A 13720-nucleotide genomic window follows, 5' to 3' on the forward strand; every position below is an offset into this window, starting at 1 on the left:
CTTCTTACAAATCCGTAACATATTACCGGTATTATCCCGGATGCTAGAATATTCTGTATCTGTACTTGATCTTTTCTGTATTGCTATACAGTTCACGGATATTGATAGAGGCTTGAATTTCGCCCACTGCTTCTGTTTTCAGGTTTCTGAATTCAGCTTGTTTAGTGTCAATAATGCTCTTATCTGCCAGTCCGTTATCCTGGGCAATCTTCAGGGAGTTATTTACTTTGGTGTAGTAAGAATCCAGCAAAGTGAAATACTCATTATAAAGATTTTCGAATCTTTTGGTTTGCAGTACCAGGTCTTCCAGTTGGTTGTTGACTTCTTTCAGGGAAGAATTTTCACGCAGCAGGGATTCATAATCTATCCGCTTGCCTTTTGAATATTTTTCTTCCAGTTTATTGAAATAATCCACCACTTTTTCTTTTCTGAAATCAATGAAATATTCGTTCATTGTCTGGCTCAGGCTCTGATTGCCCTTTTGAGGGGCGGGAAACTTCATGGAAGTGGCTGTGAAGGACAGATGATCAAATAAGTTGTCCTGCAGGAGACTTAACTGATCTTTATTAAAGTTGAGGCCATATTCGAATTTCTGGTTGGCATCATTTAATGCGGTGTAATACACTACATATTTGTTCAGCTCTTTTTCGAAATCCTGTAATGACTTCTGATTAATCTGTTTGTTATTTACGCTCACACTGTGCAGGAAGTTCATCACTGAATTGGCAATGGCCAGTGGTGGTGTGAGGGAAGTAAAGCTTTGGAAAATAGGGCTGTTGATAATTGACTTGGTAGACTCTACGATTTTAGAATTCTTCTCGCTTTTATCCCCTTTATTTTTAAGAATGATTTTTTCTACCAGCTCAACAATGCGATCGCTCAGTGAAAACCCGAGAGCTTTACTTTCGGGGTTATTCAGTGAAGTGATGAATACATCCAGGTTGTTGGTAGTGGTGCGGGACTTGAGATCAATTATTTTTTTGTTAAGCAGGTAATAAGTTTCGCTGGCATTGATAATATTATTTTTGATCAGGTCATATTTGGTCATATTATCGAAGTCCTTTCCCTGCAGCAATGCCTGTATGGCATTGGAATTTTGCTTGTCATTATCCGTGATCCGCTGTACTTCTTCCAATAGCTTACGGATAGTGGTATCCTGAGTTTTGATAACTGGAGCAACGGTTCCTTTCAGTTCCGGATCCTGTGCATACACCGTTTGAAAAGTAAAAAGTAAAACAAGAGGTGCTGGTATAAATTTAATCCATCCTGTAGTGAAGAATCTTTGGGCCAGGTGTACTAACGGTAATGACTCATCGGGCTTGGCAGTCAAGCGTTTATCATGCTTCATTTCCGTTGGTAGGTGTTTTAACATGTTGTTTTTGCTTTTTGTTAACAAAAATTTAAGAAAATATGATGCCAAAAACATCATCAGGCAAAGATAAATAATTAATAACAGTTAAAATTAAATCATGATAGGTGGTGAAATAATGCTTTTCCATATATATTTTGAATTATCGGCAGGTGACTTACCTTTGCGTCCAAATTTGATCCACTTTCATGCTTAATAACAAAAAGATTGTGGTTGTATTACCGGCCTACAACGCAGCGCTTACGCTGGAAAAAACATTCCGGGAGATCCCTTTTGAAATCGTTGATGACGTGGTACTGGTGGACGATGCCAGTAAGGATGATACCCTGGAAGTTGGGAAACAACTGGGTATTAAACACCTGATCCGTCATGATAACAACAAAGGGTATGGCGGTAACCAGAAATCCTGTTATAATAAGGCGCTTGAGTTAGGCGCTGATATAGTAGTGATGCTGCATCCCGACTATCAATATACACCTAAGCTCATTATAGCGATGTGCAGTATCATTGCCAATGATGTGTATCCGGTGGTGTTCGGCTCCAGGATCCTTGGCAAAGGCGCACTGAAGGGTGGGATGCCTATGTATAAGTACATATTTAATCGTTTCTTAACATTGACACAAAATATCCTGATTGGTCAGAAACTGAGTGAATACCATACCGGCTACCGGACATTTTCTGCGGAAGTGCTACGTGATATCAACTATATGGCTGATAATGACGATTTTGTTTTCGATAATGAAATGGTTTCGCAGATATTTATGAAAGGATACGATATTGCAGAAGTAACCTGTCCTACCAAATATTTTGACGAAGCCTCCAGTATTAATTTCAAGCGCAGTGCCATTTACGGCCTGGGTGTATTGAGAGTATCCCTGCAGCATCGTTTGCATATGTGGGGCATGATGAAAGGAAAGATCTATTAAATTAATATAGCCAGTGGGTTTAGCGCAACAGTATAATTTAGCCGGGAAATACCTCAGATATTATTTCACTTCAGGCAATCGCCACGATGTACATTCACCTTTTGTGTATGCATTGATAGAAGATGTATTGCTGGATAAAAAGCAGCATGCAGCTTTTGGAGAAATAGAACAGTTGCGCAAACAACTACTGCAAAGTAATGAAACGCTACAGGTCACCGACCTGGGAGCAGGCTCACTGATATCAGCCGGTAATGAACGTCGGGTACGGGATATTACCCGTTACGCGGCAAAGCAGCCTAAATTCGGGCAGTTATTCTACCGGCTGATACAATACCTCCAGCCTGGTCGTATCCTGGAATTGGGGACTTCTATGGGCCTTTCTACCGCATATATGGCCAAAGCGGCTCCGCATGCCAAAATATTTACGATTGAAGGCTGCCCTAACATAGCGGCCCGTGCAGCTAAGAATTTTGAAGCCCTTCATATTAAGAACATTGAGCAGGTAACCGGTAATTTTGATACTGTTTTACCCGATGTATTAAAGCAGATGCAGCTGCCTGACTGGGTATACATAGACGGTAATCACCGTAAAGAGCCTACACTGGCTTATTTTGAGCAGTGCCTGCAGTTTGCAGATGAGTATTCCGTTTTTATTTTTGATGATATCCACTGGACACCTGATATGGAAGCCGCCTGGCACACTATACAGGAGCATCCGCAGGTTACAATGACTATCGACCTGTTTTTCATAGGGTTGGTGTTTTTCCGGAAAGATTTTAAGATCAAACAGCATTTCACACTGAAATACTGATTTTCCGGTAGTATATTGGGTATAAACTTCCCGATATGCGTTATATGAAAATCTTTCTCCTGAGCTGCCTGCTGACAACCGGTATGATAGCAGCTGCACAGGATCTTCCGCAGTATACTTATCAATCGTTTAGCCGTAAAGGTGATACCCTCCGTTATCGTTTGCTGTTGCCGGCCAACTATGACGCGCATAAAAAATATCCCCTGATTATTTTTTTACATGGAGCAGGGGAACGAGGTGCTGATAATAATGCCCAGCTACTGCATGGCGGTGATATGTTCCTGCGCGACAGCATCCGCACCAACTACCCCGCTTTCGTACTCTTTCCGCAATGTCCGCCTAATCAAACCTGGGCGCCCATGAAATTTGACCGCGACAGCACCGGGAAAATCATCCGTGGCGATTTTCCACTGAATGAGGGCCCCACGCCACCTACGGCCTTACTTAATCCTTTACTGGACAGCCTGCTGGCCAGCGGAAAAATTGACACCAAACGCGTTTACATAGGTGGCCTGTCCCTGGGTGGTATGGGTACTTTTTATATGATCAGCACAAGGCCTAAATTATTTGCGGCCGCCTTTCCTATTTGTGGTGCAGGCAATGTAGCAGAAGCGGGCCGGTTTGCTAAAAAAGTACCGGTTTGGATATTCCATGGTGGCGAAGATAAAGTGGTGCCTGTGGATGCTTCCAGAGCATATGATGCCAAACTGAAAGCACTGGGTGCAGAAGAAAAGTATACCGAATATCCCGGCGTAGGACATAATAGTTGGGATAATGCTTTTGTAGAACCAGGATTAATGACCTGGTTGTTTGAACATAAAAAGAAATAGCAATAGAGAACAGAGCAGCGAGTTGTTGTCTTACCCAGAGTTATACTGATTTTGATGATTTTTCTTCTGATCTTGATTTTAAGAAATCAAAAAAATCAGTATAACTCTGGGTAAGACAAAATCCGCTGCATTACCCACCCCCTAGTGCTCGATATAATGATACCATCCCCTGGTATACACTCCGGCGGGTAGTCACCAACGCCAGTTCCGCTTCCAGTACACTTTTTTGAGCCGTAATGACTTCCAGGTAATTGGCATAACCAGTAGTAAATAATACATTGGCAGTAGCTACTGCTTCCTGCAATACAAATACCTCTTTGCTTTTCAGCGTAAATGCCCGCTGCTGGTTTTCCACTTTGTTCAACGCAGAAGCTATTTCCTGGTAGCCATTTACAATGGCCTGCTGATAATCGTAGAAAGCGGTAAATGCAGTAGCTGTACTGATATTGTATTGTGCTTTTATCTGTTTTTTATTGAAGACAGGCGCCATTAGGCTGCCTGCAGCACCCCAGGCGATGGAAGCCGGTGACTGGAACAATAGCCCCGCTTTAAAGGCATTGAAACCTACATAAGGCGTAATAGTTAATGAAGGCAGGAAGGCTGCCCGTGCTGCTTTTACATCTGCTTTGGCGGCCAGTAATTCCAGTTCTGCCCGCTGTACATCCGGGCGTTGCAGCAGTAAACTGGCGGGGATACCATTTTTTATGGTGCCCGGTAAGGCCTGCCCATCCTTTACAGTAGTGCGTACAATCGTTTGTGGTAGTCTGCCCAGGAGTGCATTGAGCTGGTTTTCGAGCGAAGCAATTTCCTGTTTTACGCCAAATTCCAGTGCCTGTGTGCTCAGCAGCTGTGCGGTAAACTGTTGTACCGCCAGCTCTGTGGCGCGACCGCCGGCTTTTTGAATATGCACGGTGGCCACGGCTGTTTCCTGTAGTTTGATGTTGCGTTGTATAATCGCCAGTTCATTATCCATGGCGGTGAGTTCGTAATAAAAGCCGGTAACACCAGCCACTATCTGCGTCATTAACAGCCGGCGTCCCTGCTCACTGCCAAGAAAGCGGGCATAGGCGGCCTGCCGCTGGCTTTTTAATTTACCCCAGAGGTCTATTTCCCAGCTGCTTCTCAGGCCCGCAAAATACTCCGGTGTAGGACCGGGGATCCGCTGATCCTTGCTGATATTGGGCGATAGGTTGGTGTCGTAGTTACCCACCCCGTTCAGCGTATAGTCTGCATATTTATCCACGCCGGCAGATAAAGCTACATTCAGCGTTGGCAGCCAGGCATTTTTAGCCATCATCAGGTTGGACTGCGCAGCGGTTACCCGCTGTGCAGCGGATAACAAATCGAAATTATTATGCAGGGCAGTATCAATGAGTATACGCAAATACGGATCATTGAATACCTGGGTAAAGTTGCCCAGTGACAGCGTATCACTGTTATTGCCGGAACTAACAGGTACGCTTATACGTTCCGGAAGTGATAATTCTTTTTGTGTGCTGCAGGCCATTGCAGTAGTGGCCAGACAGGCGTATAATGTATACTGATAAATGCGTTTATTCATTGGTGTAAGCTTTTAGTTCTACAGATTTTTTGGGGATCATGGAGGCAAACAGCACATATAATCCAGGTATGATTAATACCCCGAAAATGGTTCCGATCAGCATACCGCCCGCGGCGGCAGTGCCAATGGAACGGTTACCCATGGCACCTGCACCGGAGGCAATACATAACGGAATTAGTCCGGCAATGAATGCGAAGGAGGTCATGAGAATAGGCCGCAACCTGGATACTGCGCCCTCTTTGGCAGCCGCCAGCACTGTTGCTCCATGTTTATTTTTCAGGATCGCAAATTCTACGATGAGGATCGCATTTTTCCCCAACAATCCTATCAGCATCACCAGGGCTACCTGTGCGTAGATATTATTTTCCAGTCCCAGTAACTTCAGGGACAGGAAGGCGCCGAAAATACCTGCCGGTAGCGACAACAGGACCGGCAGCGGGAGGAGGAAGCTTTCATATTGGGCTGCCAGCAACAGGTACACAAACACCAACACAATTATGAAAATGTAGATAGCCTGGTTACCGGATAAAATCTGTTCTCTCGTCATACCACTCCACTCATAGCTATAACCCCTGGGTAATTCTTTGGCAGCTACTTCCTGTACCGTTGCAATTGCCTGACTGCTGCTGAAGCCTGGCTTAGCATCTCCATTGATCATGGCAGCGGTATACATATTATAGCGGGTTAGTTGTTCCGGTCCGTATACGCGTTCCAGCTTCACGAAGTCGGAATAGGATACCATTTCGCCCCGGTCGTTTTTAACATGCAGGCGCAATAGATCATCTGGCTTGGTGCGGTAATGCGGATCTGCCTGTACCATCACTTTATACATTTGCCCGAAGCGGATAAAATTGGAGGCGTAAAAGCTACCCATCAATGTCTGCAGGTTGCTCATCGCGTTTTCTATGCTCACGCCTTTTTTTGCGGCCATGGCCTGATCCACATGAATGAGGTATTGAGGAAATTCTGCGTCAAAGCTGGTGAAGGCACTGCCTATCTCCGGTCTTTTTTTCAGGGCATCAATGAACTGATTGGTGATTTGAGCCGTTTGCCGCAAGTCGCCACTGCCGCTCTTATCCAGTAGCCGCAATTCAAAGCCGCTGGAGTTACCAAACCCGGGAACAGTAGGTGGCGGGAAGAATTCAATGCTGGCATCTGCAATGCCGGCGGTTAGTTTTTGCAGTTGCTCGATGATATCCTGCACGGATGCTTTTCTCAGATCCCAGGGCTTGAGATTTACCATGCCCATACCGTAGGAGGCACCAGCTACTTCATTCACGAGGCTGTACCCTGCCAGGGTAGATACGGATTCTACTTCGCCCAGCTGTGCGGCAATGGCTTGTACCCGGTGGAGTACTTCTTCCGTACGCTCCACGGTAGCACCCGGTGGTGTGGTCACATTCACGTAGATCATGCCCTGATCTTCTGTAGGAATAAAGCCGGAAGGCAGTATGGCATTAACGCCCCAGGTAGCAGCAAAAAAGAATACCAGTGCGGTCAGCGTAATAAGTCTTCTGCCGGCGATAAAGCTGATCAGCTTTGAATATTTGTTTTCTGTTGCATTGTAACCTTTGTTGAAGCCATTAAAGAAACGTTGTAACAAATTCTTTTTACGGGGCTGGCCATGTGTATCCTTCAGCATAATAGCACAGAGTGCAGGCGTTAACGTTACTGCGTTGATACCGGAAATCACAATGGAAATAGCCAGTGTCAACGAAAACTGACGATAGAATACACCCACTGGACCGGATAAAAATGCTACTGGAATAAATACAGCCGACATCACCAGCGTTATGGCTACCAGGGCACCGCTGATCTCTTTCATGGCTGCCAGGGTAGCTTCCATAGGAGGGAGATGTTCCTCGCTCATTTTTACGTGAACGGCTTCTACCACTACGATGGCATTATCTACCACAATACCAATGGCCAGTACCAGCGCAAAGAGGGTCAGCAGGTTAATGGAAAAGCCCATCATCTGCATAAATGCCAGCGTACCTATCAGTGCCACGGGTACCGCCAGTGCCGGAATGAGCGTGGAACGGAAATCCTGCAGGAAAATAAATACCACGATGAACACCAGCAGGAATGCCTCAAACAGGGTGCGTACTACTTCATGAATAGACGCATCGAGGAATCGGGATACGTCATAGTTGAAATTGAAGGTCATGCCGGGAGGGAAGGAGGTGTTTTTCATCTCTTCCATCTTCGACTTCACGTTATTGATAACTTCGCGGGCATTGGAGCCTGGACGCTGTTTGAGCATGATAGATGCAGAAGGCTTACCATCTGTTTTTGATACCATGCTATATGTGAGGGAGCCGAATTCCACATCGGCTACATCTTTCAGGTGGAGAACGGAGCCGTCTTGTCCTGCGCGTAATACGATCTGTTGGTATTGTTCCGGTTCGAAAAACTTGCCGGTATAGCGCAATACATATTGCAGCATCAGTGGATTTTTATCGGAGCTTTCACCTGTTTTACCAGGAGCGGCTTCAATATTCTGTTTGCGGATGGCCTGGATCACCTCTTCAGCGGATACGTTGTAAGCCAGCATGCGATCGGGTTTTAGCCATATACGCATCGCATATTCTTTGGCGCCCATAATTTCTGCACGGCCTACTCCATCAATACGCTTCAGTTCCTGGAGTACGTTGATATCTGCAAAGTTGTAGATGAATTGCTCGTTCAGGGTGGTGTCTTCGCTCATCACATTGAGGTAGAGCAACATACTATTCACCTCTTTTTCTGTGGTCACACCGGCTTTGATCACTTCTTCCGGCAGTTCATCAATAATGGTGGCTACACGGTTTTGGACGTTTACCGCGGCCTGATCGGGATCTGTGCCTACCTGGAAAAATACCTGGATAACAGTGATCCCATCGTTGGAGGATACGGACGACATATACGTCATACCTGGTACACCGTTGATAGCTCTTTCTAATGGTGTGGATACGGCTTTGGCAGATACTTCTGCATTGGCGCCGGTATATTTAGCCGTTACCGTTACAGAAGGCGGCACGATATCCGGAAACTGTGTAACGGGTAGCGTGAATAGGGCCAGCAAGCCTACCAGTGTGATAATAAGTGATATAACCAGTGATAGCACTGGCCGTTTTATAAAAGTTTCAAACATTGGTTTCTTGATTTCAGCTGAAAAGCCGGGTGATTATAAACTCAGTAAACTATCCATGGGCAGACTGCGTGGTGAAATTTCGATTCCATCACGGATGTTGCGCACGCCTTCACATACAATTCGTTCGCCGGGTTGCAATCCGGATTTAACGATGTAGAAATGTGCGAAGCGTGCGGCCGGAATAAAGTTTTTCATCTTCACTTTATTCGCTGCATCTACTACAAATACGTAGTTTTTGTCCTGCATTTCGAATACTGCTTTTTGGGGAATAATCACTGCGCTGTCCATTTCAGTGGTCAGTCTTACTTTGCCGCTGGCGCCATGTTTGAGTAGTTTGGAAGGATTGGGGAAGCGTGCCCGGAATGCGATGGAGCCTGTGTTTTCTTCGAATTCGCCTTCTATGGTTTCTATTTGTCCGGTATGATGATAGTCAGTACCATCTGCCAGTACCAGGGCTACCTGCCGGTAACTGTTGTCGCCCCTGGCGATGGCTTTATTGTATTGGAGGTATTCTGTTTCTGATACGTTGAAGTAAGCGTATATTTCACGTGTATCCGACACCGTAGTCAAAAGAGATCCTTCGCTGATCAGACTGCCTTTCTTTAGAGGGATACGGTCTATGATGCCATCAAATGGTGCACGGATGCTGGTGTAAGATAAATGCATTTCCGCGTTGGCAGCAGCGGAGCGTGCTTCTTCAATTTTGGCTTGTGCTGCCGCCAGCTTTGCATGGGCTACTTCGAGTTCAGAAGCGGCCACTACTTTTTTATCTACCAGCATCGTAACACGGTCGAGTTCCAGGGCAGCGGCTTTGCTTTCCGCTACCATGCTGCTGAGGATGGCTTTGGCTTTGGCCAGTTCTGCCCGGTATTCTGCATCACTGATGCCAAAAAGTAACTGCCCTTTTTTTACTTCCTGGCCCTCATCAATGTATATTTTATCAAGAAATCCGTTTACCCGTGCACGTATTTCCACATTTTGTACGGCTTGTATGTCTGTTACATAAGAGCGGTGCAGGATGGTATCTTTTGTAACCAGTACCGTTACTGGCAATGTTTTTAATTCGGCATTATCGGTACTTTCTCCTTTGGTGGCACATCCGGCCATGAAAAGAGCGATCAGTGATGTAAAGATCCCTGTATATTGACGCATAGCAATAAGATATTGATCCCGGTTTGTCCGGAATAAGTGAATACAATACAGTAAGATGCTATTCCGCTATGGTAGCAGAAAGGGTAGGCATCTTCCTAAAAAAAATTACAAACGAAAATGCTGCTGTACTCAGAAAGGGGTAAACCGGAAGAGGAAAGAATAGTATGCCGGCCGGAAGGATTTCTGCCGCTCGTATTCTCCGGTTTTATTAACAGGAATATAAATGCTGTGTGCAGTATTATCTGCATCGAGGTATACAATACGTGTAGCGGTACTTACCTGTGGTGCAGTAGCGGAAAGATACCAGCGGGTTTTGCGGCGATGTTTGGTGATATGCCAAACATCTGCTCCTTCATCATCTGCTTCCAGGTGCACCGGAATGTTATGAACGAGATTTTGCAGTTTGTTTGCCTGCGCCTGTTGTATACTGATATTATGCAGCGAAAAATGGCGATGTGCTGCAAACACAGGCAGAGTACCGGTTGCCAGCTGTAAGCACAGCAGGAAACAGACCATTGTCCAGCGTTTTAATATGTGTATACGTTCGTGCATTAAACCGTAAAATTAATCGTTTTAGATTTATTTGCCTGTTAGTTTATTGTAAAGGAAATATTTTTGGATGACCGGTAAAAAATAAAAGGCCGTCTCTTGTAGAGAGACAGCCTTTTCCACTCAGCACAGGATTGAATTGTTAACTATTTGATTGCCTGCATGGCAGATTTAGCAGCAGCTATTGTTTTGTCCAGGTCTTCCGTGGTGAGTGCATTACTCATAAACCAGCTTTCGAAGGCGGAAGGCGGCAGATATACGCCACGTTCCAGCATAGCATGGAAGAAACGTTTAAATAATTCATTGTTGGCAGCTGAGGCAGCGGAGAAATCCACGATGGGGTATTCTGTGAAATGTGCACTCAGCATAGATCCCATCTGATTGATGCTGTGTACAACACCTGCAGCACCAAATGCTTCTTTTAATCCGTTTACGAGGTAGCTGGCTTTTTCTTCCAGTTGCTGGTAAATAACAGGATTGTCGTTGAGTGTTTGAAGCAGTGTATATCCGGCAATCATGGCGATAGGGTTACCGCTTAAAGTACCTGCCTGGTATACCTTTCCGGCCGGGGCCAGATTTTCCATGATTTCTTTCGGACCTGCTACGGCTCCTACCGGCATACCGGCGCCAATGATTTTTCCGAAGGTCACCAGGTCGGCTTTGATGCCCAGTAATTCCTGTGCACCACCACGTGCCAGCCTGAAGCCGGTCATCACTTCATCAAAGATGAGGAGTATATTATTTTCATCGCAGATCTTGCGCAGTCCGTCCAGGAATCCCGGTTGTGGCAGAATACAGCCCATGTTACCTGCTACCGGTTCTATAATGATGGCGCAGATATCGGCGCCATGTTCTGCTACAAGCTGTTCTACCGCAGGTAAATTATTATAGGGAGCAGTGAGTGTATCCTGTGCTACGGTGGCTGTTACACCGGGAACAGATTGTATACCCAGGGTAGCTACACCACTGCCGGCGCTTACCAGGAATGCATCTGCGTGACCATGGTAGCAACCGTCAAATTTGATAAACTTGTTACGGCCGGTATAGCCTCTGGCCAGTCTCAGCGCTGTCATACAGGCTTCGGTGCCGGAGTTCACCATGCGCACCATATCAATATTAGGCACCATAGATACGATCAGTTCTGCGATCTTTATTTCCAGTTCAGTGGGTGCACCAAAAGAGGTGGAGTAAGTGGCATATTCCTGTATGGCTTTTATCACCGGTTCATAAGCATGACCGAGGATCATCGGGCCCCAGGAATTGATATAATCAATATACTGATTGCCATCTACATCGTACATGTAGGCGCCCTTTGCGCGTTCCATAAATACGGGTGTGCCGCCTACACTTTTAAATGCTCGTACGGGAGAGTTAACACCGCCGGGAATTACCTGCTTTGCTTTCCCGAATAACATTTCACTTTTGCTGTACATCTGTTGGTGGTTTATTATTTTACGCAATATAGGGAATTATGCAGTCAGCAGTTTTACGGCATCTTTTGCAAAGTAAGTTGCAATCAGATCCGCGCCCGCACGTTTCATGCTGGTCATGCTTTCCAGGATCGCTTTATTTTCATCGAGCCATCCTCTTTCTGCTGCTGCTTTAATCATCGCATATTCACCACTTACATGATACGCACTAACGGGAACGGTAGTACGATCTTTAATGATGCGCATGATATCAAGATAAGCCATCGCTGGTTTTACCATTACAATGTCGGCGCCTTCTTCAATATCCATCAGTGTTTCCTTGATGGCTTCGCGGGAATTGGCGTAATCCATCTGGTATGTTTTTTTATCGCCGAAGCCGGGGGCGGAATCCAGCGCATCACGGAATGGGCCATAAAAGCAGGAAGCATATTTGGCGCTGTAAGCCATGATACCTGTTTTATCGAAACCATTTTCTTCCAGGATGTTACGGATGGCGAGAATGCGGCCGTCCATCATATCGCTGGGGGCTACAAAGTCAGCACCTGCCTGTGCATGGCTCAGGCTCATACGAGCCAGTACTTCTACGGTAGGATCGTTTACAATTTCAGTACCATCCACAATACCATCATGGCCGTAGGAGGAGTAAGGATCCAGTGCCACATCCGTCATCACAATCATGTCGGGGATGGCATTTTTGATACCACGGATAGCACGTTGCATTAACCCATCCGGATTAACGGCTTCTGTTCCTTTGTTATCTTTTACACTATCCAGCGCTTTTACAAACAGCAATACACTTTTAATACCCAGGCTCCAGAGTTCTTTGGCTTCCTTAATGGTAAGGTCCAGTGAATACCTGAAATAACCTGGCATAGAGCTGATCTCTTCCTTCACATTTTCTCCTTCGGTAACAAATAACGGCGCGATGAAATCGCTGGGCCTTACAATTGTTTCCGCTACCATTGCACGAATGGCGGGAGATACTCTTAAAATTCTGTTTCTTCTGATCATCTTTATAAAAATTTTATTGTTTTTATATAGTGGGCTTTATCCAGTCGCGTGGTTTTAAAAACTCCTGCAGTTGCGCTTCAGGGCTGCCGGGTGTGGTATGAAAGTCATACTCCCAGCGGGCTACCGGCGGCAGGCTCATCAAAATCGACTCGGTGCGGCCATTGGTTTTTAAGCCAAAAAGTGTTCCTCTGTCGTGAATGAGATTGAACTCTACATAACGGCCACGTCTATACGCCTGCCAGCTTCTGTGCGCTTCTGTATATGGGAGGTTCTTAGTTTTTTCCACAATGGGGATGTAGGCATCCAGGAAAGCGTTACCGTTGGCTTTGGAGAAGGCCAGCCGTTCTTCAGCAGTGGTGTTTCCATCGGGACGCAGGTAATCGAAAAATATGCCACCTATACCACGTGCTTCGTTGTTACGATGTTTATTGATAAAATATTCATCGCAGTGTTTTTTATATTTTGGATAGAGGTCTGCACCAAAAGGATCACAGGCATTTTTGAACGTCTGGTGAAAATGAATACCATCTTCTTCGGCGAGGTAATAGGGCGTAAGATCGGCGCCACCACCAAACCAGCTGTCTTTCAAAGTTCCGTCCTGCTCATATAGTTCAAAGTAGCGGAAATTGGCATGTACTGTAGGCACAAAGGGATTCAGCGGATGAATCACCAGGGAGATGCCGCAGGCCATAAACTGGCTGTTGGTAACACCAAACTGTTGTGCCATGGCTTCGGGTAATTCACCGTGTACGATAGAGGTGCTTACGCCACCTTTTTCAAATACGTTACCGTTAGCGATTACACGTGATTTACCACCACCACCACCGGGGCGTTCCCACTGGTCTTCGCGGAAGGTAGCTTTACCATCTGCTTTTTCCAATGCGGCGCAGATATCGTCCTGCAGGCCGTGTATGAATGCGATGAAGTCGTTTTTAATGCTCATGGTAA

General features: G+C 45.7%; 11 protein-coding genes. 3 read left to right on the top strand and 8 right to left on the bottom strand.

What is annotated here, in order from left to right; genetic code table 11:
- Positions 1-43: 43 nt before the first annotated feature.
- Positions 44-1372, bottom strand: a complete 1329-nt coding sequence (locus AC1DCV_RS03110; RefSeq protein ID WP_441572271.1) for a hypothetical protein — start codon at positions 1370-1372, stop codon at positions 44-46.
- 185 nt (positions 1373-1557) lie between these two features.
- On the opposite strand from AC1DCV_RS03110, the gene AC1DCV_RS03115 reads away from it, so the two are divergent.
- The 3 genes from AC1DCV_RS03115 to AC1DCV_RS03125 are packed head-to-tail and all read left to right on the top strand — an operon-like array spanning position 1558 to position 3936.
- A complete protein-coding gene (locus AC1DCV_RS03115) occupies positions 1558-2295 on the top strand; it encodes a glycosyltransferase family 2 protein (protein WP_477021782.1) in 738 nt (245 codons plus the stop codon).
- Positions 2296-2308: 13 nt separating this feature from the next.
- Positions 2309-3106: an O-methyltransferase gene (locus AC1DCV_RS03120; RefSeq protein ID WP_477021783.1), complete on the top strand. Its 798-nt coding sequence runs from the start codon at positions 2309-2311 to the stop codon at positions 3104-3106.
- A gap of 35 nt (positions 3107-3141) precedes the next feature.
- Entirely contained in the window at positions 3142-3936 is a 795-nt protein-coding gene (locus tag AC1DCV_RS03125; protein ID WP_477021784.1) for a carboxylesterase family protein, read from the top strand.
- Between the two features lie 130 nt (positions 3937-4066).
- Here the strand turns inward: AC1DCV_RS03125 and AC1DCV_RS03130 are convergent, their stop codons facing one another.
- The 7 genes from AC1DCV_RS03130 to hemF form a co-directional block, all read right to left on the bottom strand.
- Entirely contained in the window at positions 4067-5497 is a 1431-nt protein-coding gene (locus tag AC1DCV_RS03130) for an efflux transporter outer membrane subunit (protein WP_477021785.1), read from the bottom strand.
- Positions 5490-8630 (bottom strand): efflux RND transporter permease subunit, encoded by a 3141-nt coding sequence (locus AC1DCV_RS03135; protein WP_477021786.1) that lies wholly within the window; start codon positions 8628-8630, stop codon positions 5490-5492. The genes AC1DCV_RS03130 and AC1DCV_RS03135 overlap by 8 nt, the downstream gene beginning before the upstream one ends.
- Before the next feature lie 33 nt (positions 8631-8663).
- Positions 8664-9782 (bottom strand): efflux RND transporter periplasmic adaptor subunit, encoded by a 1119-nt coding sequence (locus tag AC1DCV_RS03140; RefSeq protein ID WP_477021787.1) that lies wholly within the window; start codon positions 9780-9782, stop codon positions 8664-8666.
- Positions 9783-9911: 129 nt separating this feature from the next.
- A complete protein-coding gene (locus AC1DCV_RS03145) occupies positions 9912-10334 on the bottom strand; it encodes a hypothetical protein (protein WP_477021788.1) in 423 nt (140 codons plus the stop codon).
- Positions 10335-10477: 143 nt separating this feature from the next.
- Entirely contained in the window at positions 10478-11764 is a 1287-nt protein-coding gene (gene hemL, locus AC1DCV_RS03150) for a glutamate-1-semialdehyde 2,1-aminomutase (RefSeq protein ID WP_477021789.1), read from the bottom strand.
- Positions 11765-11800: 36 nt separating this feature from the next.
- A complete protein-coding gene (gene hemB, locus AC1DCV_RS03155) occupies positions 11801-12772 on the bottom strand; it encodes a porphobilinogen synthase (RefSeq protein ID WP_477021790.1) in 972 nt (323 codons plus the stop codon).
- Positions 12773-12794: 22 nt separating this feature from the next.
- The gene (hemF, locus tag AC1DCV_RS03160) at positions 12795-13715 is read right to left on the bottom strand and encodes an oxygen-dependent coproporphyrinogen oxidase (protein ID WP_477021791.1); all 921 of its coding nucleotides are present in this window, start codon (positions 13713-13715) and stop codon (positions 12795-12797) included.
- Positions 13716-13720: the final 5 nt, after the last annotated feature.

Source organism: Chitinophaga sp. 10T418, from assembly GCF_056394125.1.